The organism is Methylacidimicrobium sp. B4, assembly GCF_017310545.1.
In the GTDB taxonomy this organism is placed as follows: Bacteria; Verrucomicrobiota; Verrucomicrobiia; order Methylacidiphilales; family Methylacidiphilaceae; genus Methylacidimicrobium.
In genome coordinates, this window is record NZ_CP066203.1 from 610,753 (window position 1) to 633,483 (window position 22,731).

Here is a 22,731-nt window from a genome sequence, read left to right on the forward strand (position 1 = left end):
GCGGGCGATCATCCAAGTCGTTCCCGATCCCTCGGATAATCTCTACCGCCAAGCTGCAATTGCCCGGCATCTCCTCCCTCCTGAGGAGATTCCCGTGGATAAGCTCCCCATGCTCCTCCTCGGGAGCCGCCAGCCAATCCTTCCCCGTGTAGGGATCGAGCATGGTCGGCATGGGAATCTCCGGCTTCCCCCCTTCCACGATAGTGGCGTCTTAGGCGTAGGGCAAGCGCCGAAGGCTCGGCCGCTCCGGCCTACCCTCGCTCGGGCTTGAGCCGCGCAAAGAAGCGCCGGCCGCAGCGGAGAAGAGGATGGTCCGAAAGGCTCACGGTCGAGCGGGGATCGGTGACCCGCATCCCGTCGATCAGCACCGCACCCTGGGCCACCAGCCGCTTCGCCTCGGATTTGCTCGGTGCGGCTCCGATGAGGAGGAGCGCTTCGAGAATGGGCTGCTCGTGGCCGGGAAGGGCGAACTCGGGGATCTCCTCCGGCACCTCCCGCTGGGAAAAGACCCGCTCGAAGGTCTTGCGCGCCCTCTCTGCCTCCTCCGTGCCGTGAAATCGGGCGACCAGCCGCTCGGCGAGCCGCTTCTTCGCCTCCATCGGATGGACCTCGGGGGAGAGGGGAGCCCCCAGGAAGATGGGATACCATCTCCCCATCAGGTCATCGGAGATGCTCATCGTCTTCCCGAAGATGTCGTCCGGGGACTCGGAGACCCCGATCGCATTCCCGAGCGACTTGCTCATCTTGTTCTCCCCGTCGACCCCCTCCAGGAGGGGGAGGGTGAGCACAATCTGGGGAGGCTGCTTCACCTGCTCCTGGAGATCCCGGCCGATCAGCATGTTGAAGAGCTGATCGCTGCCACCGATCTCGACATCGGCACGGACCATGACCGAATCCCAGCCTTGGAGAAGGGGATAGAGGAGCTCGTGGAGCCCGATCGGCTCGCCCTTCTCGAGGCGCTGCTGGAAATCGCGCCGCTGGAGGATCTGGGTCGCGGTCGCCCGGCGCTGGAGGAGCAGCAGCTCCCGGCTCGTCATCTTCTCGAACCAGCTCGCATTCCAGACGATCTCGACCCGATCGGGATCGAGGATCCGAAAGGCCTGCTCCCGGTAGGTCGCCGCGTTGCGGCGCACCTCCTCGGCGGAAACCTCGGGCCGGGTGGTGTTGCGGCCGGTCGGATCCCCGATCTGGGCGGTAAAGTCGCCGATGACCAAGACCGCCTGGTGCCCCAAGTCCTGGAACTGGCGGAGCTTGAAGAGCGGCACCGAATGGCCCAGATGCAGGTCGGGCGAGGTCGGATCGACCCCGAACTTCACCCGGAGCGGGCGGGAGGCCGCCAAGCGCTCCCGCAGCTCGTGCGCGGAATGGACCTGCTCGGTGCCGCGGAGCAGCAGCGCAAGCTCCTCTTCGCCCGCCATGTGCGCAATCCTATCGGGAGGGTTCGGAGCTCTCCCTCTGCCCTTCCCGACGCTCCGATTTCGCTCCGCTGACGACGATCGGCCTACCCACCAGCTCCGAGCGATTGAGCTGGGCAAACGCCTGCTTGGCCGCTTCCAGATCCGCCATCTCGACGAAGCCGTAGCCCTTGGAGCGATTGGTCCTCCGGTCGCGGACGATGTCGACGTTCTTGACCGTTCCGACCTTGGAGAAGAAGTCGAAGAGGTCGCTCTCGGCCAGGTCGTAGGAGAGATTGCCGACGTAGAGCCGGGGCGTGGAGGGCTCGACGACCGATTCGAACATCGGCGCTTCGCGCTTCGGCCCCGCACTCGTGGGTCTTTGCGACTCCCGCTCCCGCTCTCGGTCCCGCTCCCGCGGGCCGCTCGAACGAGGGATGGGGGCTAACGGCTCCTCCCGTTTCCCGAAGAGGCCTTGGAAAAAGGCCTGCACCTTCTCTCCGAAGGAGAGCTTCCGCGGCGGCTCCGGAGCGCGGTAGCGGCCCCCGCGCCTTCGCGTCCGCTGGTCGCGCCTGGAATAGCGCCCATAGTTTCTTGATGATGAAGGATCCTGACTCATGATGGACTATCCGTTGGTGAGGACCCCAAATTCCGCCGCCCGATAGAGCCAGGGAGCCGGAAGGGATCTCTCGCTTGTTGTATGCTTCGATTCGCACGCCTGGTTCTCCCCCGACAGCTTCCCTCCTCGATCCGCCGCGATCCGCCAGGAAGCGCAGACGCGGGACTCCCGGCCGATGCCGAAGGCCGACGGACGGGAGGAAGACCCCGACCGTCCCCGGCTCTCGAGTTGTGGAGGCCCCCCAATGGGGCGACGAGACGAATGCATGGGCGGAGGATTGGATCGAAGCCGCAGGCTCATTCACTCGCATCCCCGACCCCCTCCCGAAGGGGGCTGCATTCGGCCCAGCGGCGATTTCCTCTTCCACGCGCAGAACTACTCGTCTCCGTCTCGTACTTGAGAACTCTGCCCTAAAGGATAGGCAAATGTCCCGAGGACGCAACGAATTTCCCGCAGCGCGGAGGCGAGAGTGCTTACCGTCAGGGCAGCGCGCGGTCGGCCTCTCCCTCCGGGGCGGCTGCCATGCGAAACGGCGGGACGCCGACGACGATCGCCCTCCCGCCGTCGTCCTGGCCGAAGTAGGCCCCTTCGGCCAAGGTGGCCTGCCGATAGAGATGGTAGCTCGAATAGCAGAACTTTCCGCCCGGCCGCAACTCGGGAAACGATCCAACGATCCCCTCCCCCTCGATCACCACCCTTTCTCCCGTCTCCTCATCGGTGAGCACCCACTTTCTCCCTTGGAGCCGAACGGTCCGGTCGCTCCCGTTGCGGATGCTCAGGTAATATTGGCAGACCAGCGGACGTTCCGACTCCCCCTCGGAAGAGGCGCGAAAACGAAGCCGCTCGATCTTGACCTCCAGTCCGGGCACGGCTTGCGGGGAGAAAGCGTGTTTCATTTCCCTTTCCGAGAGAGGAAAGACAAATTTAGAGTAAATCCGCCGCTTGGCTTTGGCAAGGCCCCTCGATGAGCTCCTTCCCTCCTGTCGCGCTGACGATCGCGGGCTCCGACTCGAGCGCCGGTGCGGGCATTCAAGCCGATCTCAAGACCTTCTCCGCTTTCCGCACCTATGGGGCCACGGCAATCACCGCGGTCGTCGCGGAGCACCCCGGCAAGGTTCTGGCGATCTCGAGCGTCGCCCCGTCCCTGGTCGGCAGCCAGATTGCCGCCGTCCTTGCGGCCCTCCCGGTGCGTGCGGTCAAAACCGGAATGCTCTATCTTCCTGCTATTGTCCAGGAAGCGGCCAACCAGCTGAGGGAGCTCGCTCGCGGCCTTCCCCTGGTCGTCGACCCGGTCTTGGTCGCTTCGTGCGGCGATCCGCTCTCCTCCCGGGAGACCCTGGCGGCCCTCGGTGAGACGCTCTTTCCCCTGGCCCGCCTCGTCACCCCGAATCGGGCAGAAGCCGAGCTTCTCCTGGGAAGGGAGCTCGGCAGCCCCGCAGCGCTGGCGGACGCGGCCCGGGAGCTTGCAGGGCGATTCGGGGTCCCCTTCCTCCTCAAAGGCGGTCATCTGACCGGCGAGTCGGCGGTCGACTTCCTGGCCGAGGGAGGAACGCTGCGCTCCTACGCCGCGCCGCGGATCTCCGGGGCAAGCCCGCACGGGACCGGCTGCACGCTCTCCGCAGCCATCACGGCGCGGCTGGCCTGGGGAGATCCGCTCCCCGACGCCGTGGAGAAGGCCAAGCGGTGGCTCACCGCCCTGCTCCCACACACGATCCGCTCCGGGCCCTACGCATTCCTTCCACTGCCCGGGACGGGGGAGCTACCCGCGGCTACCAGCCTTCCGTAACCAGGACCACGACCCGCTTCGCGAAGTCCTGGGCCACCCAGGGCATCACCTGCCGCTGCGCCTCCGGCGAGTTGATCTGCGTGAAGAAGAAGCTCGATCCGGAGACACCTACCCCGTTGAGCGTCTTCCGCCCGAGCTTCCGATTGAGGAGCGTCGCGCTCCCGATCAGGACGAAGCGGTATTCCGCGGTCGTCAGCGGATCGAGGACCTCCGGACGAATGGGCATCCGGGTAAAGTCGGTGAGCGTCACGTCGAGCTCCGCATCGGCCTCCTCGGGGCCAACCGTGCGCAAGCTCCCATCGTTGTCGAAGGCCTGGATGATCTCGTTGGTGACCATCGACTGGAGCTGCGGGATGACCGTCTTGTTGCGCACCGTCGGAACCCAGATGGTACGGAGCCCGTGCATCTGCTTGCCGCCGACCGTTCCGAGGCGATAGCCTCCCGAGCAGCCCCCCAGCAGGGCCGCGAGCAGGAGCAGAACCAGCCATGGGCGCCCAGCCCCCGTTGCGTTCGACCGGCACCTCACGGCCCGTTCGCTCCGCTGCTGCCTCCGGGCGCACCCGTTGGAGGCGGACCGGAAGGCGCCTCCAAGGGAGTGGCCGTGCTTGCCGTTTGCGCTGTAGGCAGGCCAAGGTCCTTTTCGACCATGGGGCGAAGCTGCTTGACCTTCTGCTCCGCAATCTTCCCCTGCTCCGAGTCGGGGTTCTGGCGGATCACGTCGCTGTAGTAGATGAAGGCGGCCTTGTAGTTGCGCGTCTTCTCGTAAAAGGTCGCAATGTTGAAGCTGCCGAGGGTGGCCCGCTTCTTGAGAAGGACCAGGTGCTCCCGTGCGGCCGCCACCTTGTCTCCGAGGGGGTAGCGGACGATATAGTCCTCGAAGGCTTCCATCGCCTTCTCCCCCGAGCTCTGGTCGTAGGCCGTGGCCAGGGCCGAGACGTACCATGTGTAGCCGAGCTGGTACTGTGCATCGTCGGCCAGCTCCGAGTTCGGGTATTTGTCGAGGATCCGGCTGTATGCCGCAATCGCCTCGGTGTACTTCTTCTCCTGGGTCCTCGCCAAGCCCAGCTGAAACTCCGCGATCGGGGCGAGCCGGCCGTACGGTGCTGCCCGAATGATCGACTCGTAGATATCGACGGCGGTCTTCACCGAGGGCCCGAAAGGCACGCCCAGGAGCCGCTGCGGCTCTCCCGCCAGGTAGAGATTACCGATCGCCAGCTTCCGCTCGAGCGCCTGCTCGAAGAAGGAGCTCGCCGGGTACTTCTGGATCATCTTGTCGTAGGCCTTGTCCGCCTTGAGGAAGTCGCCTCGCTTCTCCAGGCACTCGGCGATCCGGAACTGCGCCTCAGGAGCAAAGAAGGAGTAGGGCCACCGGCGCACGAGCACGTTAAAGGCGCGCAAGGCGTTATCGTAGTCCTTCGCATCGAGGAACTTCTTCCCCAGGGCAAGCTGATCGCGCGAGCTCGACGCCGAGAGGCCGGCTCCCGTGCTCTCGTCGGTCCAGCCCTCTCCGGGCCTCCAGACGAGCGGAGCGTAGAGCCGCATGGGGGCAAGCCCGACTACGAGGAGAGCCAAAAGCAGCCGCCGAATACGCACCGTGAGCTGCTAGACTAGCCGCTCCAACCCGAGCGGTCAAGGGGTCGGTCGGAGAAGCGCCTCTCCCGCCCGGGGAAGATTTTCCCGGACTTCCCGCTGGTCGGGACGATGGGATTCGATTAAGATCGCGCCCGTTGGCAGGAATCGGAGTTCGGCGGATCCGGGAGATCGTTCGTTCCGCGCTCCGGACGCCCGCGGGCGGGGCCCGCGCGGTCGAAGCCGGAACGGGGGAGGACGACGGCATCTGCGGAGCAGGGAGGAAGTGACGCCTATGACCTCGCGCAAGACAACCCCCCGTCGGCAGCCTACTCGCTCGAAACCGGCCACGCGCCCGGCTGCGGCGGCTCCTCGCAAGGGCACCTCCCGATCCAGGCCCCCGGCCGATCCGGTCGTCACGCTCGAGCCCATGATCGCTGGGGGGAACGGACCGGCAGCTTTGGCCCCGGTCGATCCCCCCACCGGCCTCCCGACCCCGGCGACCGAAGCCGGCTCCCCTCGCCTCTATCTCGTCGCTCGAGGACCCGAGTCCCTCTTCGCCTACTGGAACTGGTCCGAAGAACGCCTGGCCGCCGTCGCCCGCGAGGCCGACGACGGCTGCGTCCTCCTCCGGCTCCGGCGGGCCGACGGGACGATTCGTGAGGAGCATGCTCTTCCGCCCGGCTGTCGGAACTGGTACTTTTCGCTCCCGGAGGGCGGAGAGCGCTTCTCGGTCGAGCTCGGCGCCTACCGCGCCCAGGGGGCCCGGAGGCTCTTTCGCCCCTTCGGCTCTTCCCCGTCGGTCACCCTGCCCCGTTTCGCGCCTTCGGAGCGGAGCGACCAGACCCTGGTCACCCTCCCTCCGCGAATCCCCTTCGGCCGGCTGGCCGAGGAGATCGCCCCCCTCGCCCGTCCGGGCGAGCGGGTCGCCGAAACCCTGGCCCGCCTGCAGCAGGCGCCGGGCGAAGGTCCTTCTCCGGTCTCCCCCGAGCTTCTCTCCCGCTGGACGGCGGACTGGGCCGCCTCGCAGACCGCCGGAAGCTTTGGAGGCAGCCCTTCGAGCCTTGGCCTCGTTTCCTGGCCCGGCTCTTTCCCTTGGCCCGGCTCGGTGACCGCTTTGCCGGGCTCCCTTGCCTGGCCAGGTGCGGCGATCGGCTGGCCGGGCAGCTTCGCCTGGCCCGGCTCCTTCGCCTGGCCGGCCTCCTGGGCCTTCAGCCCCTTCGGGGCTTCCTGGGGGCTTCCGCCCGGGATCGGCCGCGAGCGGGGCTTCTTCCTCCACGTCAACGCAGAGCTCATCCTCTACGGGGGAACCGATCCCAAGGCACGGGTCACCGTGCTCGGGGAGCCGATCCAGCTTGAGCCCGACGGCACCTTCCGCTACCACTTCCTCCTTCCCGACGGAAGCTACCGCATCCCGATCGAAGCGCTCTCCCCAGACAAGGTGGAGACCCGCGGGGCGACCCTCTCCTTCCTTCGGCAGAGCGACTACCAGGGGAAGGTCGACGCCACCCCGCAGCCTCCGCTCCCGCCCGAGCCCTTGGGACGCATTCGCGGCTGAAGCGGTTTTCGGAAGGAAATCGGGCGGAAGGGGGATCGCGCGATGGAGACCCAGGGTTACCTGTCGATTCTTCTTCACGGCCATCTCCCGTTCGTCCGCCACCCCGAGCATGAGGAGTTCTTCGAGGAGGACTGGCTCTTCGAGGCGATCACCGAGTGCTATCTCCCGCTCCTTGCGGTCCTCGAGGGGCTCCTGCGCGACGGGATCGACTTCCGGCTCACCCTCTCGCTCTCGCCCACCCTCTGCGCGATGCTCGGCGACCCCCTCCTCCAAAGACGCTACCGGCTCCACCTCGAGCGGCTGCTCGAGCTCGCCTGCCGCGAATCGGACCGGACGATCTTCTCTCCCCCTTTCCCCGAGCTCGCCCGCTTCTACCGGACCCGGCTCGAAGAGGCCCACGCGGCCTACGTCGATCGGTACCGGGCCGACCTCCCGGGCGCCTTCCGGCGGATCTCCGACACGGGGAAGCTCGAGCTGATCAGCTGCGGGGCGACCCACGGCTACCTCCCGCTCCTCGCCGAAACCCCCGAAGCGGTTCGCGCCCAGATCCTGATCGCCCGCGACTCCCACCGGGCGCTCTTTGGGGAAGGGCCCAGGGGATTCTGGCTCCCCGAATGCGCCTACGATCCGGGGATCGAAGCCTATCTCCGGGAAGCCGAGATCCGCTGGTTCGTCGTCGACACCCACGGCCTGCTCTTCGCCGACCCCCGCCCCCGGATGGGCTTCTATGCCCCGGTCTACACTCCCCATGGGCCGGCGGCCTTCGCCCGCGACGTCGATTCGAGCCGCGAGGTCTGGAGCGCCTCCGAAGGCTATCCCGGCGACTTCGACTATCGGGAGTTCTACCGGGACATCGGCTTCGAGCTCGACTATGACTACCTCCGTCCCTACCTTCTCCCGACTGGCGAGAGAAAGTTCCTCGGGATCAAGTACTACCGGATCACCGGGGCTACCCAGGACAAGGAACCCTACTCTCCCGAGGCCGCCCGGGCGAAGGCGGCCCTCCACGCCGAGGATTTCCTCGCCAAGCGTCGGCGCCAGGTTGCTTCCCTCCGGGAAGAGGGCCTCCCCCTTCCCCCGATCATACTCGCCCCCTACGACGCCGAGCTCTTCGGGCACTGGTGGTACGAGGGGCCCCAGTTCCTCGACTTCCTCTTCCGTGAGATCGCCTCCGATCCGGGTTCCCTCTCCCCGATCACCCCGAGCGAATACCTCGAGCGCCACCCGACCCAGCAGCTCGCCCAGCCCGCTTCCTCATCCTGGGGATGGCGTGGCCACTCGGAGGTCTGGCTCGACGGGGTCAACGACTGGATCTATCCCCACCTCCACGAAGGCGCCCGCCGGCTCGTCGTGCAGGCCAGGCGGCACAACAGCCACAGGAAGCCGCCCGAGCGGCTTCTCCGCCAAGCGGCCCGGGAGCTCCTGCTCGCCCAAGCGAGCGACTGGGCCTTCCTTCTGAAGACGGGGACCGCCTCGAGCTACGCCAAGCGCCGCACCGAAACCCACCTCTACCGGCTCGACCGGCTCTGTGGCCAGCTCGAGAACGGCTCCCGCGACTTGGACTTCCTCCGCGAATGCGAACGGCGGGACAACCTCTTCCCCGATCTCGACTGGCGCTACTTCGCCTGATCCTCTTTCCCGCCCTTGCCATCGGAAGGCTTTTGCCCTACAAAGACCAGTGCCCGCTTCACTGCCGCGTGGTGCAATTGGTAGCACACCAGACTCTGGATCTGGGTGTTCTAGGTTCGAGTCCTAGCGCGGCAGCCAGATCCCTAAAAACGCTGTCGTTGTGGGACACCTCCCAAGACGATCACGATGTCACACACCCACAATGATCTGGCCTTAACCGTCGCCTATCCTCTCGCCTCACGGCTTTCGCATGACATCACGCAGGCTATCGGCGACGCGAGCGACGAGTTCGGGGCGATGGGAGCAAACGGTCCGCAGAAGCTTGCACCGGGCGTGGCCGAGCTCGATGACGTTACGCAAGCCTTCGATCCAAAGCGAGGCAAGGTGAACACCTTCCTGGCCGACGGCTTCATCGTGAAGACAGCCCAGGTCGACGCCCACAACAACGTCACTAATCCGACTGTCGGATGCCTTCTTGCCAGGACGATCCTGGCCTGAGTGGCTCCACCCGGGACACGCCGACGATGGCTTGCCCGTGGGATCCTCCGCGAAGGCGATCGGATCTGGCTCCCAAGCTCAACTCGAGCCGCTGGCCGCGGGTACTCCCGGTAGCGCCGAGGCGTGCGCCCGGTCGCCTCGCGGGATCAACACTCATTCGCCAACTCGCCCGACGCGGGCCGACAACCGCTGGGTCCACTCCCGAACCGCCCTCTCCAGCGCGGGAGGCGGAGGCGGAACGGATTCCTCCGTCCGAGCCGTCGAATAGTAGAGGCCGTCGTTATCGTCCTTGTAGCGCTCGCCATCGGTCCAATAATAGAGCTTTAGCCTTACGACCGCATCCCTGGGGACCTGGATCGGCTCCGTCTCCCAAATCGGCCAGCCGGCGTCGTTGCGGTGGTCGGTGCGCCCGAGATCGATCTCCTTCGGCCCGGCGGCCTCCTGGCCTACGATGCGCCAATGCAGGACGATCCGCCCGACCTCGGGCGAGGCAGCAACCTGTGCGGTGAAAACGCCGTCCCGAACGTCCGCTTGCCGCAGCTCGACCTGGAGCGACGGGAACCCGAAATGGAAATTGTGGCCGAAATCGCTGTCGTAGCGCTTCGGGCCGTGGGGGCTTTCATATTCGAACCAGGCGGCCATTTCGCGCGCTCCCGCGGGAATCGCGGCATGGCCGACCAATACGCTTCCGTCGCCGGTCTCGTCATAGTCGGGAGAGGTCAGCATTCCGGACGGGGAGTACAGCGGAGTGACGCTGACCACGTCGGTGGGCGGAAAGCGGAGATGCGCCGTGATCCGGTGGGCGGGGTCGCCGAAGATGTAGTGCTCCTCTGCCGGCACGATGCGCCTGGGATCGTAGCGCAAGGTCACAGTTTGCCCCGGCTGGAAATTGCCCCTGACCAGCTCGTGGAAGTCGGCCGTGAAGGTAATGCGGGGCGGCAAGTTGCCGAAAGGTCGCGGGATCATGGCAGGTCGAGCTCCTTGTCGAATTTCAATCACCTCTCCAGTCGTCTCTGGATCCATGTGGGCCGACTGCGATCGTAACCGAGGCCCGGTCGTCCATGACCTTGACGACGAGCGAGCGGGTGCCGGGATCCTGAGCGAACGCGTCTCCTGGCTGGTTGGCAAGCTGGTCGACGCTTGTGAGTTGCGGCAGCGTGCCCCCGTTCACGGTGACCGAGGCGGGCAAGCTCGCGGTAGTGGGATCGTACAGGACGCGCACGAGGAGATAGGGCTCCGCAGGGGTATAGGCATCGATCAGGCGTTGCACCACGATCGTCCGGACTCCCCCCTGGGACCTCTGGCTGATTCGTGTCGTTCGGTATTCCCCGTTGCTCTCCGCACGGGTGGTGAACCCGTCATCGAGGTACATCAGGTAATCGCGATCGGGGCCGGGATAGACGGTGATCTCGAGGGGATTCTGCGGCAGCTGCCCGACATACTGCTCGACCAGCGAGAGCATCGGCAGGATCGCGCCGGCGCGAATGTAGATCGGCACCTGGTCGAGGCCCGCCACCCAGTCCGGGATGTGGGTGCCCGCAGGGACCGCCGCGTCGAGCGGCGCCGTATTGTCCTTGAATGCGTACCAGGCAGCCGTGTTGGGAAGGTAGACGCTGCGCGTCGCGACGGGGGGATTCTGTTGCTGCGCCGGGAAGAGAATCGGGGCCACCAGAAAGTCGCGTCCGACGAAAAACTGATCCCCGAGATGGTGGTAGACCTCGGGATCCGAAGGGTCGTTCAGGAATAGGGCGCGCGCGGGCGGCATGCCGGTCTGCGTCCATTCGTACAGGGCATCGTAATGGATCTGCAGCATCCGGTAGCGCAGCTCCACGTATTTGCGGCAGTGGGTCGGGACCGGCTCCCCGTAGTTGTAGGGCTCCTGGAACTGCTTGTTGTATCCGTCGTAGTGATTGCGATACCAGGGCAGGAACGCGCCGAGGTGCATCCACCGCGTCAGCAGCTCGTAGTTGGTGACGCCGCCGTGGACGAAGCCGGGGCCATAGCTCGATTCGCCGACGCTGGCCGAGCCTTTCGCAAACCCGCCGATGTCGCAGCCCGAGATCGGCACGCCGGAGAGCCCGAGGTTGAGCACCTCAGGAAGGTTGACCGCGAGGAAGTCCCAGCTCGACGCGGAGTCCCCGGTCCAGAGCGCGCAGTAGCGCTGGATTCCAGCGAAACCGCCGCGGGCGATCATGAAGTTGCGCCGGTCGGGGCGGAGCGCGCGCAGGCCCTCCCAGGTCGCCTGGGCCAGGAAGAGCGCGTAGGCGTTGTGGCAGGCGCCGTTTGGCGCGTAGCCCACGCCGTCATTGACCATCAGCGTCAGCGGGAAGGTGTTGTACGCAAACTTCGTCGAATCGAGCGCCGGGCACATCATGTCCTGCCAGATCATGTCGATCCCGACCTCCCGGATCAGATGGGCATATTGCTGGCCCCAAACCTGCCGCACGTCCGCTCGGCCAAGATCGGGGTAGTTCCCCGACGACGACAGAGGCATGTTTCCGTACTGGTTGGGAGTCAGCGGCGGGTACTGGTAGGGATTGAAGCGATTGAAGTTCACTCCGTAATTCACCCCACCAATGAAGAGGGAGCGGCTGGGTCCCTGCCCGACATAGGTCCCATAGATCAGGCCGCCCATGTTGAGGATGGCCTGGCGTTGCGCATAGACCATGGTCTTTCCGTTCTCGTCCAGCGCGTTGTCGGTCAGGAAGGGCGTGATGTTGGTCGAGCACTTGAAGCCTTGCGCATGAAGCTTCGCGAGCAGGGCCGGAGCATTGGGAAATTTGATCTCGCTATGGGTGAAGGTCCGATAGTTGTCCTGGAAGTCGACGTCGATATGCAGCCCGTCGCAGGGTATGCCGCTTTGGCGATAGGCATCCGCTGCGGCCTGCAGCCGGTTGTGATCGTAATAGCCATAGGCTCCCTGGTGAAACCCTAGTGCGTACCGCGGCGGCATCGGGCTGCGGCCGGTCAGCGTCGTGTATTGGGCCAGGACATCCTGTGCGTGATCGCCGAGCAGAAAGTAGGTGTCGAGCTCGCCGAAGAGCGCCCCATAATAGATCTTGCCATCCATGTTTGAATAGTCGTTCGATCCTAGGTTGAAGTAGGATTGCGAGCTATTGTCCAGGAACAACCCATAGGCATAGGGCGCGCCGGCAAATTCCTTGTTCGGGCTGGGATTCACTTCCAGAAGGAAAGGGATCGACACGTAGAGCGGCTCCGACGGATTGAGCGGCCCCGGGCCCGACGGCACGGTGACGCCCACGCTGTAGGTGTAGTTGTCGAAATTGAACTGCGTCAGCGTAAAGAGGCTCTTGTTCAGCTGTGCACCGGCCTTCTCGCCCAATCCAAAATACAGGGCCGTTTCCGGCCGTTGCCGGAAGTTGGCGATCACAAAATGGCCCGGAATATAGACCAGGTTGTAGGTCGGTGGGTCGGCAGCAATCAGTTGCGCACCGCGGAAGACCTGCAAACGGTAGGGCTGCCGGTCGATCTGGACGCGCATCGACCCGGTGTCGACGACCAGGCGAGCCGGCGAGTCTTCCGTGACGGTCAGGCTCACGGGCCCAAGATTGAGGTTCACCACGGCGGGCGAGCCCTGCGGCCCGTAGGTGGCCGTCGGATCCGGGTGGAAGCGAAGGCGGAAGCTCGTCGTCGACAGAAAGGAGAGCAGGATCCGGCGACCTCCCGCGAGTTCCAGCGTGAAGGTGTCGCCGTTCCGGGTCACGTTCTGAACGGGCCCGGCGGAAGTCCAGTCGCCGCGGTTCGGCGTGAAGTCATTCACCGGGGTGTAATCGATGTCCGCAGGGTAAGCGAGGTTGGTCTGGGCGTCCATGACAAGGATCCTGTGGTTGACGATTGCGGAGGCCCCAGGCGATCAATGTGCGATGTCGATGAAGCCGGCGGGCCCGCGCGGCTTGGCCGGGGCCGAGTTTGGCAGCGGCGCCGTTTGCGCTTCAATCTGAAGGAGCCAGGAGAAGTTCCCGTTGCCGGTCTTCCCGAAATGCGAGTTCTCGCCAAAGATCGGGATCTTCCGCCCATTGCCGTCCCGCTTGAGGCTTCCGTCCTCGTTGGTCCGGAATCCAACGGCGGCGCCGGCGGAGTAGTGGCAGCCGACGCAGCTTTCCGTGCCGAACACCGGCGTGCTATCGATCGGCGGTGCGCCGTCTGCCAGTCGATCGTCCTGCTCCAGCGGGCCGGCCGGCTGCAGCCCTTTCTGGAAATAGGTCTCCATCGTCGTGTTCACCAGGAAGACAGGGACCATATCGCCGGGCGTCTTGTGCGTGATGCTCTCCGGTGCGCTCATGTTCCCCCCAGCAAAGGCGGGCGCGTTCGGGTGCACCGGCCACTGCGTCCCGATGAGCTCGTAATACTGGAAGACCGAATGCTCTCTGCGCAGCGCCGCCTGCACCTCCGCGTTGAGCGCCGCCGTCGAAGCGGCGATCTTCTTGTCGAGTGGATTGAGCGTTCCCTGGGTCGGCACCTCGACTCGCGTCACCTGGACGGGGGTTGTGGTCAGATGCTCGATCCAAGTGGTGGCCTTGGCGGGGTCGGGCTCGATCACCGGCGACCCGCTCCTCGGATCGAGGGTCGCGTTCTTGGGCGGCAGCTGGTTGGGCGTAGCATGGGAATGCGGGTCGAAGAAGTTCGGATGGGATTCGCCTCCCCCGGGAAGGGGGTTGGAGCGCACGTTGTCGATCTGCTCGAACGTGGCCCAGATCCATTCCGGCGACGAGCGGGTCCGCATCGCAATATGCATGCCCACCAATCCCGCATCGATCTCGCGTGTCGGTGGCTCCTGGCCGTCCGGAAAGGGCTCGGCGAGCTGGACGCGGACGCGGCGCGTGAAGAAGCGGCTGCGATCATCGTTAGCGCCGAGCTCCTTCCACGCAAACTTCACCTCGATCGCGCCGCGCAGCCGTTTGGATGCCGAGCCGATGGGGAAGGAGATCTCGTTATCGTCGGCTTTCTGCGTATATTCGACTTGGCCGTCGAGGCTATAGAGCTTGTGGCTGACGAGGTAGTCGAACTCTTCCTTGTTCACCAGCACTTCGTAGCGGACCCATTTCCCGTTCTGATCGACCAGCGGGCCCGAAAAGGCCTGAAAATTCTGATCTGCGCTGGTCGTATGCTGCCGCCACGCCGCCTTCGGGCGGAAGAGGGAGCTCTCTTCCGCGGTCGCTTGGCTCGGGTTCCAAGGCCTGGGACGGGCCCCCTCCGTCAGGAAGATGGTGCTGGCGGGTCGCCAGAAGCTCCAGACCCGCTCCGCGAAGCCGTCGGCGATCGTCTTGCCTCGGGCCGGCTTTCCGTCGGACGCCGCAGGCCAGTTCAACGCGATGAAGGTCTGCCACGCGAGAATGTCAAACTCCCGTTGCGCTTCGAGCACTCGACCCTCTCGGTCGAGACGATCCACCACCGCCCGATCGACGTCGTAGGGAAGGTTTGAGGAGAACGGCAACGGGAAGGAGCGCCCAGCCGGCGATTGCGCAAACGCGGTTGAGGCGAATGCCAGAAGGCCGGCACCGAGAGCCGAGCGACAGAACCTGGTCCCCATAAACGCCATAGTTTCCCCTCCCGCCACACCCAAGCACTCAGCGTGCCTAAAACACTTAAAAAGCATTAAGCCTCATTCTTTCCGGAGGTCAATCAGATTTCCCCCGAGTGCGATTGACCCATCCCCGGGCCACGAAGCCTCGTCCACTCCCCAGAAGGGAACTCGGCGTGACCGAGCACAAGGATTGGCGCCGGGAGCTTCAACCGAAACCGCTCCATCTCCTCCACCGCTGCGCATCTGCCTGGTGCGACTCACCGAGGGCCAAGGAAACCATCCTTATGACCAGAGCAGCGGTCAGGGGATCCACTACCTCCTGCACCGCTGCTGCGGACGACAGCTCCGCTGCGTCAGGACCGCTCCCCATCTCTTTTTCCGATCCGATCCTCAGGCGGGCGACGACCCTTGGCTTCCGGCCTTTGGAAGAGCAGACTTGTCCGAATCGAAGGACGGGAGTCCGTCGGGAGCTCCTCCAGGGGCGGGTGACCGGGGGGAGCCCGATGCGCCTGGCTTGGGCGCGCGAGCAAGAAGCAGCCAAGCGGCTCCCAAGGGCATTTTTTCGGTGGGCAGGGGCGCGGTAGTCTGCTAAGCGGGTTGGATGCAGGGACCGGGGACGAGATCGGGACGCGACGAGAGGCTCGATCCTCAGGGCCGCTTTCGTGCGGCGTGGAGGCCCGTAATGGCGGCCGTCCGCCAGTTGGGGCCGGAGGAGCTCGCTCGCCGCGCGACCGCGCTCAACCGCCTGACCGACCTGGCCGGACCGTTCGGCGATGCGCCACGCTCCATCTACGATCCGCTGCCGGTCTTGCTGACCGCCAGCGAGTTTTCGGGGCTCGAGGCGGCGGTCCGAGGGCGGGCCCGCCTGCTGGGCCTGGTGCTCGAAGATCTCTACGGGCCCCAGAGCCTCCTCCGCCGGGGCCAGATTCCCCCCGCGCTCGTGCTCGGGCAGGGCCGGTTTCTGCGCGGCCTCCATACTCGGGCCCCCCTGGCGGCGCCCCGCCTTTCCCTCTACGCCGCCGACCTGATCCGCACCCCCGACAACCGGTTCCGACTCCTCCGGGATCATGCGGGGGCGATCTCGGGCCTCGGCCATGCGCTGAGCCTCCGCCGCCTGGCTGCGGGCATTCTTCCGGAGCTCTTTCCCGCTGGCGGCTTGCGCTCCCTGCGCCCGGCGCGCGAGATGCTGGTCGACCATCTCTACCGCGAAGCCGAGGGACGGCTCGTCGCCGTACTTTCCGCCAGCACCGCCTCGCGCCCGAGCCCGGAAGCGGTCGACGAGGCCCTCCTCGCCCGCTCCCTCGGGCTCCTGCGGATCGAGCCGGGCGACCTCGCCACGCGCAACGGCGGCTTGCACATGAAGACGCTGAGCGGCCTGCTTCCGATCGCCACCTTGATCCGCGGGATCTCCGGGGTCGACCTCGATCCGCTCGAGCAGGGCGGACGGCCGGCCCGGGGCGTCCCGGGCGCCTTCGGTGCCCTCCGCGCCGGGGTCCTGACCATGTGGAATGCCCCTGGGACGGCCCTGGTGGAGGCGGCGGAGCTCCTCCCCTTCCTCGACCAGCTCTGCGAGCCCTTGCTGGGCGAGGGTCCGCTGCTCTTGCGCGCCACCGAGGAGGATCGGGCGCTCGCCTCGCAGGCGCCTTTCGCTGACAACCAGGCCACCACCGCGGCCCCGATCGCCTTTCGGCTCTTCGCCTGGAATGACGGGACGGAGTGGCGGGTCTTGCCCGGCGGGCTCGGCCTGCCGCTCGAAGCTTCCGGGCCAGACACCCCCTCACCCGGTTTGAAGGATCTCTGGGTGCTCGAGTCGGAGGAAGACTCCTACATCGTCGGGCCTCCCCCGGTGGAACCGCCCGATCTTGGACCCTTCCTCGCCGCCGCCCACCTCCCCTCGCGGCTGGCCGACAACCTCTTCTGGCTCGGCCGCTCGGTCGAGCGGCTGGAGGCCGCCTGCCGCCTGCTCATGCTCGCCCTGCCGCGCCTCGAGTCGGGCACCTCGCTGCCGCGCGACATCGCCGAGCGCACCCTCCTCATCCATTGCCTCGCCCGGGCCGGGCTTTTGTCCGCCGACATCGCCGGGGGCGCCGTCTCAGGACGGCTGCTGCGCCAGACCCTGGCGCGCGGCCGGCCGATCGGAGGGCTAGTCAAGGAGGTCGACCGGCTGGTCAATGTTTCCTCCGAGCGGCTCTCGCCCTCGATGCTGGCCACGGTCCGCTTTGCCCTTCGGCAAGCGGCCGACAGCCTCCCCAACGAGGAGACCGCACTCCCCATGCTGCTCAGCTTCGCGGCCACCTTTGCGGGCATTGCGGCCGAGAACATGTCCCGCGATGGTGGATGGCTCTTCCTCGAAATGGGTCGGCGGCTCGAGCGCGGAGAGACGATGGCGGAGAGCTTCGCCATCCTGCTCGACGCCCCGCCCGAAAGGCTCGAGCCGGGGATGGCGCTGAGCATCGAGCTGGCCGATTCGGTCTTGAGCTACGATCTGCGCCACGCGGGCATCCTCTCTCCCGGCCCCGTGCTCTCGATGGTCCTGGCCGACCTCTTCAACCCACGTTCGCTCGCCTTCCAGTGCGCAGCGCTGCGCGCCTGCCTCGAGCGCCTGGGCGCCGACGACGACGCGGAGACCGTCCACCAGCTGCAACGGGAGGTCACTAACCTGGTCGGTGTCGCCTCCGGCCTGGGCGAGCCTCTGCGGGAGGCGGCCGCCAAGCTCCGCCTCCTCTCCGACCGGATGCACCGGCGCTTCTTTGCGCTGCTGCCCGAAGCGCACGCCCTCGAGGAAAACGAAGTCCGCGAGCCTGCGCCATGACCCTCTACCGGCTCCACCACACCACGGTCTACGACTATACCGAGGACGCGGTGGTCCTGGGCACCCATTTCCTCCATCTCCTGCCGCGCGAGCGTCCCGGCCAGGCCGTCCTCGCCGCCCAGCTCGACATCTCCCCGACTCCCGACAGCCGCCGGGACGAGATCGATCACTTCGGGAACTTGACCACGACCGTCTCGATTACCGGGGCGCACCGGGAGTTCCGGGTAGCGATGAGCGCCACGGTCGAAGTCGGCCAGCCGGCCCCTCCCGCCTCGACCCCGCCCTGGGAGGAGATCGCCGCCCGCGGCCTCGGCGACGTCGATCTGGCCGAGTTCTGCTTGCCGAGCGCGCTCGCGACACCCGATGCGGAGATCGCGGCCTATGCCGCCAGGAGCTTCCCGGCGGGCCGATCGATTCGGGATGCGCTGCTCGACCTCAACGGGCGCCTCCACGCCGACATGACCTACGAGCCCGGGGCGACCGGCAGCGCCACCACCGCCTCCCAGGCGTTCGCCGGCCGCCGGGGCGTCTGCCAGGACTACGCCCACCTCATGCTCGCCTGCCTCCGCGCGCTCGGGCTTCCGGCGCGCTACGTCTCGGGCTACCTGCGCACCCAGCCGCCGCCGGGGCAGGACAAGCTCCGGGGGGCCGATCAGTCGCACGCATGGATTTCCGCGTGGGCCGGACCGGAGGCGGGCTGGATCGACCTCGACCCGACCAACCGCCTGCTGGTCCGGGACGAGCATGTGACCCTCGCCTGGGGACGCGACTTCCATGACGTCTCTCCCCTGCGGGGCATCATCGTGGGTGGCGGACGCCACACGGTACAGGTCCAGGTCGATCTCGACCCGCTCCTGCTCCCGCTCTGATCGGATGAGGAAATTCCTTTCCAAAGTCCTCCCGCCGTGCTGACTTTCTCCGGGAACAAGCCCGGAGACCCGATGTCGATCCACGCTGCGCTCACCCACCGCACCTCCTACCGCTACGACCGCCCGGTGATGCTGGGCCCACAGGTGATCCGGCTCCGCCCCGCCCCGCACAGCCGCACCCCGATCCTCTCCTACTCCCTCCAGGTCGCCCCCAAGCCCCATTTCCTCAACTGGCAGCAGGACCCACAGGGCAACTTCCTGGCCCGCGTGATCTTTCCGGAGCGGGTCACCCACTTCGAGGTGACGGTCGACCTGGTCGCCGACCTGGCCACGATCAACCCCTTCGATTTCTTCTTGGAGCCGCAGGCGGAGTCGTGGCCTTTCTCCTACGATGAGACGCTCGCCGAGGAGCTGGCCCCCTTCCGGATCGTGCCGGAGCCCGGTCCCCTGCTTGCCGCGCTCTTGGGCGAGACCCGCAGCCGCTTCGGAAGCTCGCCTCCCCGCACGGTCGAGATGCTGGTCGCGATCAACCGCGCTCTCCACGAGCAGATCGCCTACGTGGTCCGCACAGAGCCCGGCGTCTACGCCCCGGAGGAGACGCTCGCCCTGGCCCGAGGCTCCTGCCGCGACTCCGCCTGGCTGCTCGTCACCCTCCTCCGCCATCTCGGCTACGCGGCCCGCTTCGTCTCCGGCTATCTCATCCAGCTCGCGGCCGACACCAGGCCCGTCGACGGCGGTCCCGCCGGTCCGGAGGCCGACTTCACCGATCTCCATGCCTGGGCCGAAGCCTACCTGCCCGGAGCCGGCTGGGTCGGGCTCGACGCGACCTCGGGGCTCCTCGCGGGTGAAGGCCATCTCCCCCTGGCGGCGACCCCTTCGCCCCAGTCGGCCGCTCCCATTTCCGGCAGCTTCTCGGCCGAGGAGGGCGCCGGAAGCCGCTTTACCTTCGAGATGTCGGTCCGGCGCGTCTCGGAAACTCCGCGGGTCACCAAGCCCTACACCCCCCAGCAGTGGCAGGAGATCCTCGCGCGGGGTGCGGCCATCGACGCGGCCCTCCGCCAGGCCGATGTCCGCCTCTCGATGGGCGGGGAGCCCACCTTCGTCTCCGCCACCGACCGTGAAGCTGCCGAATGGAGCATCGAGGCGCTCGGCCCGACCAAGCGGACCTACGCCGGACGGCTCCTCCGGAAGCTGGCTCCACTCTGGGCCCCGGGGGCGGCGCTCACCTACAGCCTGGGCAAGCAGTATCCGGGCGAGCCTTTGCCGCGCTGGGCGCTCCATGCCCACTGGAGGGCCGACGGCGAGCCCGTCTGGAACGACCCCGACCTGCTCGCCTCCGACGACGATGCCGACAATGCCGCAGCATCGGATGCCGAGCGGTTCGCCCAGGCCCTGGCCGAACGGCTGGGCATACCTCCCGATCTCATCCGCCCGGCCTACGAGGACATCCATTACTACCTCTGGCGAGAAGCGCGGCTGCCGGCGAACCTCCTCGTCGAGGACGCCAAGCTTTCCGATCCCCTCGAGCGCGCTCGCTTCGCCCGGATCTTCAGCCGGGGGCTCGCCGCCCCGGTCGGCTCGGTCCTTCCCCTGCGCCGATCGCTCGGCAGCGGGCGGCCCCGCTGGGAGTCGGGCCGCTGGTTCTTCCGCGACGATGCGCTCTTCCTCGTCCCCGGCGACAGCCCGATCGGGCTCCGGCTTCCGCTGGCCAGCCTCCCTTGGGCCGACCCGGCGCGAATGGAAGGGCACCACGAGCTCGACCCGCTCGCCCCGCGGGAACCCTTCCCCCCACGCGCGGCTTGGCAGCCGAGGCGTTCGCGTGAGCCGCAACCCGAGGGCTTCGGCCCGGTCCCGCAGGAGACCCCGGTGCCGGGCCGCGAGGAACCAGGGATCGTCCGGACCGCCCTTTGCGTCGAGCCACGCGAGGGGCGCCTCCACGTCTTCTACCCGCCGCTCTCCGACGCCCTCGACTGGGTCGAGCTCACCGCCGCAGTCGAGGAGACCGCTGCCGCCTTCGGCCGCAAGGTTGTGCTCGAGGGCTACCTGCCCCCCCGGGATCCGCGCCTGCTCCACTTCTCCGTGACCCCCGACCCGGGGGTGATCGAGGTCAACATCCACCCGGCGGCAAGCTGGGCCGAAATGGTGGAACGGACCCGCCAGCTCTACGAAGCGGCACGCGAAGTCGGCCTCTCGGCCGAGAAGTTCCTTCTCGATGGCCGTCACGTCGGCACCGGCGGCGGCAACCATGTGGCGATGGGAGGCCCATCCCCAGCAGAAAGCCCCTTCCTCCGCCGGCCGGACCTCTTGAAGTCCCTCCTCGGGTTCTGGCACAACCATCCCTCGCTCTCCTTCCTCTTCGCGGGCCTCTTCCTCGGCCCCTCCTCCCAGCATCCCCGCGTCGACGAGGCGCGGGAGGATGCGGTCAACGAGCTCGAGATCGCCTTCCGGCAGGTCGGAGAGCCGGCGCGGACCCCACCGTGGCTCGTCGACCGGATCTTCCGAAACATCCTCTGCGACATGACCGGGAACACCCACCGGACCGAGTTCTGCATCGACAAGCTCTTTGCTCCCGAGAGCGCCTCCGGGCGGCAAGGCTTGGTCGAGTTCCGCGCCTTCGAGATGCCGCCCCATCCCGAGATGTCCTCGGCCCAGATGCTCCTGCTCCGCTCCGCGATCGCCGCCTTCTGGAAGCGGCCCTACGAACGGAGGCTCATCCGCTGGGGCACCCGGCTCCACGACGAGTTTTTGCTCCCCCACTATGCCGAGGCCGACCTCCGGGACGCTCTCGAGGAGCTGGGGAGCTACGGCTTCCCGCTCAACCCCGATTGGTTTGCCCCCCACATCGCCTTCCGCTTCCCCAAGCTCGGCGAGGTCGCGGTTCGCGATCTCCAGCTCGAGCTTCGCCAGGCGCTCGAGCCCTGGCATGTGCTCGGCGAGGAGCCGGCCGCTGGCGGCACGGCCCGCTACGTCGACAGCTCGCTCGAACGGCTCCAGGTCAAGGTGGAGGGCTGGGTGAGCGAACGCTACCTCCTCGCTTGCCATGGGGCCGCCCTGCCGCTCCAGCGGACCGAAACCCAAGGCCAATATGTCGCCGGGGTCCGCTACAAGGCCTGGCAGCCCTATTCGGCGCTCCATCCGACCATCCCGGCGCACGGACCGCTCATCTTCGACGTCTACGACCGCTGGAACGGCCGGAGCCTGGGGGGCATGACCTACCATGTCGTACACCCCGGAGGGCGCGCCAACCTGGAGATCCCGGTCAACGCAAACGCCGCCGAAGCTCGCCGCCGCGTCCGCTTCTGGCCCTTCGGCCACACTCCCGGCCCATGTCCCGAGCCACAGCCGCTCCCCGGCCCCGAAGAGCCGCGCACGCTCGACCTGCGGCGACGCTAGGGAGCGGCAGGAGCTCGGAAAGGGGGAAGCCGGTCCCGCCTGGATCGGCGGGCGGATTCGACGGGATCATTGACCCCCCTTGGGCACAAGGAAGCAGTGCTCCCCGATGAGCCCGAGGATCTCGTTCCACGCCTGCTCCTCGCTCTCCGTTGCCGGATCGAACGTCTCCGCGGCAGCAAAGAGGCTTTCCGCGAGCTCCTTGGCATCCCGCTTCCCCTTGTAGCCGACCTCCCGGTTCTGCTCGAGGATCCGGCTCCAAGCGGAACGGACCGACTTCCAGAAGGGACCGGTCTTTCGGAGGTAGCGGTCAGCCGCCGGAAAGTCGGCCCCCCTTCCCGTGCCGTAGGAAATGACGCCAAGCTCCCGGGCCAGGACCGACTCCCCCCCTTCTCCCCGGCTCACCTTGTCGTTCTCCTCCTCGAGGATCCAGCCGCCTCCAAAGGCCAGCTGATGCATCACCGAGCGCAGGAGGTCGTAATCCGACCTTCGGGTGAGCTCGCGCCGGGGAAGCGGCCGCCACAACGGATGGGAGACCCATTCCGAAACGCCTTCCGCGTGGCTCCATCGTCCGTAGCCCGCATACCGGGGCGCATCGTCGACATTCCAGACCGTCTGGGTCCAGCTCCCTTCGACCTCCTTTGGGCCCAAATCGAGGGACCTCCATCCCCCCTTCCCGGCATACTCCCAGAAGGAGCTCCTCTGGTAGTCCCAGTCCTGCCTCCAGTGCTTGGTCACCGCACCCTTCGCGTCCACGAGCAGATGCTGGAGGGCGATATGCCCGCCCTTGTCCTCGAGGATGACGACCTTTTCAAACCCGCCGATCTTGTATGGAGGATGGAGGGCATATCCAGGCTTCCAGGACAGGATCTCCTCGAACCGGTAGGAGACCCGCCACTCTCCGGCCATCGCCAGGATGGCCTTGCGATCCGCTTCGAAGGCAGCCTCGCGGGCACCGGCGGCCGCAGGCTCCCCATGGCGGGGAGGCACCTCCGCGCCAAATGCGGGCACTGCAGCCGCACCGAAAAGAAAGAGAGCCAGGATGGAGGAAGGCGGTGCCAT

At 66.9% G+C, this 22,731-nt stretch carries 16 protein-coding genes and 1 tRNA gene; 8 read left to right on the forward strand and 9 right to left on the reverse strand.

The window, feature by feature from the left end; all coding sequences use genetic code 11:
• Positions 1-251: 251 nt before the first annotated feature.
• The 3 genes from tyrS to MacB4_RS03015 all read right to left on the reverse strand — a co-directional run bounded on the left by tyrS (position 252) and on the right by MacB4_RS03015 (position 2,909).
• On the reverse strand, positions 252-1,418 hold the full coding sequence (gene tyrS, locus MacB4_RS03005) for a tyrosine--tRNA ligase (RefSeq protein ID WP_206864393.1): 1,167 nt from the start codon (positions 1,416-1,418) through the stop codon (positions 252-254).
• 10 nt (positions 1,419-1,428) lie between these two features.
• Complete coding sequence (locus MacB4_RS11180; RefSeq protein WP_242529299.1) at positions 1,429-2,013, reverse strand: hypothetical protein; 585 nt, start codon at positions 2,011-2,013, stop codon at positions 1,429-1,431.
• Positions 2,014-2,492: 479 nt separating this feature from the next.
• Positions 2,493-2,909, reverse strand: a complete 417-nt coding sequence (locus MacB4_RS03015) for an ApaG domain (RefSeq protein ID WP_206864394.1) — start codon at positions 2,907-2,909, stop codon at positions 2,493-2,495.
• Between the two features lie 68 nt (positions 2,910-2,977).
• Between MacB4_RS03015 and thiD the strand changes: the two genes are divergently transcribed.
• A complete protein-coding gene (gene thiD / locus MacB4_RS03020; RefSeq protein ID WP_206864395.1) occupies positions 2,978-3,799 on the forward strand; it encodes a bifunctional hydroxymethylpyrimidine kinase/phosphomethylpyrimidine kinase in 822 nt (273 codons plus the stop codon).
• On the opposite strand, the gene lptE is transcribed toward thiD, so the two are convergent.
• Together lptE and bamD are read right to left on the reverse strand one after the other, a co-directional pair.
• Positions 3,783-4,325, reverse strand: coding sequence for an LPS assembly lipoprotein LptE (lptE, locus tag MacB4_RS03025; RefSeq protein ID WP_206864396.1), 543 nt, complete (start codon positions 4,323-4,325; stop codon positions 3,783-3,785). The two genes, thiD and lptE, sit on opposite strands and share 17 nt — an antisense overlap.
• A complete protein-coding gene (gene bamD, locus MacB4_RS03030) occupies positions 4,322-5,392 on the reverse strand; it encodes an outer membrane protein assembly factor BamD (RefSeq protein ID WP_242529300.1) in 1,071 nt (356 codons plus the stop codon). The genes lptE and bamD overlap by 4 nt, the downstream gene beginning before the upstream one ends.
• A 271-nt stretch (positions 5,393-5,663) precedes the next feature.
• On the opposite strand from bamD, the gene MacB4_RS03035 reads away from it, so the two are divergent.
• The 4 genes from MacB4_RS03035 (at position 5,664) to MacB4_RS03050 (ending at position 9,053) form a co-directional block, all read left to right on the forward strand.
• Positions 5,664-6,926: a DUF4912 domain-containing protein gene (locus MacB4_RS03035; protein WP_206864397.1), complete on the forward strand. Its 1,263-nt coding sequence runs from the start codon at positions 5,664-5,666 to the stop codon at positions 6,924-6,926.
• 42 nt (positions 6,927-6,968) lie between these two features.
• Positions 6,969-8,555, forward strand: a complete 1,587-nt coding sequence (locus tag MacB4_RS03040; protein WP_206864398.1) for a glycoside hydrolase family 57 protein — start codon at positions 6,969-6,971, stop codon at positions 8,553-8,555.
• A gap of 62 nt (positions 8,556-8,617) precedes the next feature.
• Positions 8,618-8,693 (forward strand) — tRNA-Gln (locus tag MacB4_RS03045).
• A gap of 48 nt (positions 8,694-8,741) precedes the next feature.
• Positions 8,742-9,053, forward strand: coding sequence for a hypothetical protein (locus MacB4_RS03050; protein ID WP_206864399.1), 312 nt, complete (start codon positions 8,742-8,744; stop codon positions 9,051-9,053).
• 153 nt (positions 9,054-9,206) lie between these two features.
• Here MacB4_RS03050 and MacB4_RS03055 read toward each other — a convergent pair whose 3' ends face one another.
• From MacB4_RS03055 to MacB4_RS03065, 3 genes are read right to left on the reverse strand one after another with little or no spacing between them, the layout of a single operon-like run.
• A complete protein-coding gene (locus tag MacB4_RS03055; RefSeq protein WP_206864400.1) occupies positions 9,207-10,019 on the reverse strand; it encodes a DUF6209 family protein in 813 nt (270 codons plus the stop codon).
• A 25-nt stretch (positions 10,020-10,044) separates the two neighbouring features.
• Complete coding sequence (locus MacB4_RS03060; protein ID WP_206864401.1) at positions 10,045-12,885, reverse strand: TIM-barrel domain-containing protein; 2,841 nt, start codon at positions 12,883-12,885, stop codon at positions 10,045-10,047.
• A gap of 42 nt (positions 12,886-12,927) precedes the next feature.
• Positions 12,928-14,604: a hypothetical protein gene (locus MacB4_RS03065; RefSeq protein ID WP_206864402.1), complete on the reverse strand. Its 1,677-nt coding sequence runs from the start codon at positions 14,602-14,604 to the stop codon at positions 12,928-12,930.
• Positions 14,605-15,280: 676 nt separating this feature from the next.
• Here MacB4_RS03065 and MacB4_RS03070 point away from each other — a divergent pair.
• The 3 genes from MacB4_RS03070 (at position 15,281) to MacB4_RS03080 (ending at position 21,672) form a co-directional block, all read left to right on the forward strand.
• A complete protein-coding gene (locus MacB4_RS03070; RefSeq protein ID WP_206864403.1) occupies positions 15,281-17,410 on the forward strand; it encodes a circularly permuted type 2 ATP-grasp protein in 2,130 nt (709 codons plus the stop codon).
• A complete protein-coding gene (locus MacB4_RS03075) occupies positions 17,407-18,279 on the forward strand; it encodes a transglutaminase family protein (protein ID WP_206864404.1) in 873 nt (290 codons plus the stop codon). Before MacB4_RS03070 ends, MacB4_RS03075 begins: the two co-directional genes overlap by 4 nt.
• 72 nt (positions 18,280-18,351) lie before the next feature.
• Positions 18,352-21,672 carry a DUF2126 domain-containing protein gene (locus tag MacB4_RS03080; RefSeq protein WP_206864920.1) on the forward strand — a complete coding sequence of 1,107 codons (3,321 nt, stop codon included), beginning with the start codon at positions 18,352-18,354 and terminating at the stop codon, positions 21,670-21,672.
• A 66-nt stretch (positions 21,673-21,738) separates the two neighbouring features.
• Here MacB4_RS03080 and MacB4_RS03085 read toward each other — a convergent pair whose 3' ends face one another.
• Positions 21,739-22,731 (reverse strand): DUF6607 family protein, encoded by a 993-nt coding sequence (locus MacB4_RS03085; protein WP_206864405.1) that lies wholly within the window; start codon positions 22,729-22,731, stop codon positions 21,739-21,741.

Coding starts and splice junctions, on each gene's coding strand:
- MacB4_RS03035 (WP_206864397.1), top strand. CDS start 5,664: ATGACCTCGCGCAAGACAACCCCCCGTCGGCAGCCTACTCGCTCGAAA.
- MacB4_RS03075 (WP_206864404.1), top strand. CDS start 17,407: ATGACCCTCTACCGGCTCCACCACACCACGGTCTACGACTATACCGAG.
- MacB4_RS03080 (WP_206864920.1), top strand. CDS start 18,352: ATGTCGATCCACGCTGCGCTCACCCACCGCACCTCCTACCGCTACGAC.
- thiD (WP_206864395.1), top strand. CDS start 2,978: ATGAGCTCCTTCCCTCCTGTCGCGCTGACGATCGCGGGCTCCGACTCG.
- MacB4_RS03085 (WP_206864405.1), bottom strand. CDS start 22,731: ATGGCACCGCCTTCCTCCATCCTGGCTCTCTTTCTTTTCGGTGCGGCT.
- MacB4_RS11180 (WP_242529299.1), bottom strand. CDS start 2,013: ATGAGTCAGGATCCTTCATCATCAAGAAACTATGGGCGCTATTCCAGG.
- tyrS (WP_206864393.1), bottom strand. CDS start 1,418: ATGGCGGGCGAAGAGGAGCTTGCGCTGCTGCTCCGCGGCACCGAGCAG.
- MacB4_RS03050 (WP_206864399.1), top strand. CDS start 8,742: ATGTCACACACCCACAATGATCTGGCCTTAACCGTCGCCTATCCTCTC.
- MacB4_RS03065 (WP_206864402.1), bottom strand. CDS start 14,604: ATGGGGACCAGGTTCTGTCGCTCGGCTCTCGGTGCCGGCCTTCTGGCA.
- MacB4_RS03040 (WP_206864398.1), top strand. CDS start 6,969: ATGGAGACCCAGGGTTACCTGTCGATTCTTCTTCACGGCCATCTCCCG.
- MacB4_RS03060 (WP_206864401.1), bottom strand. CDS start 12,885: ATGGACGCCCAGACCAACCTCGCTTACCCTGCGGACATCGATTACACC.
- MacB4_RS03015 (WP_206864394.1), bottom strand. CDS start 2,909: ATGAAACACGCTTTCTCCCCGCAAGCCGTGCCCGGACTGGAGGTCAAG.
- MacB4_RS03055 (WP_206864400.1), bottom strand. CDS start 10,019: ATGATCCCGCGACCTTTCGGCAACTTGCCGCCCCGCATTACCTTCACG.
- MacB4_RS03070 (WP_206864403.1), top strand. CDS start 15,281: ATGGCGGCCGTCCGCCAGTTGGGGCCGGAGGAGCTCGCTCGCCGCGCG.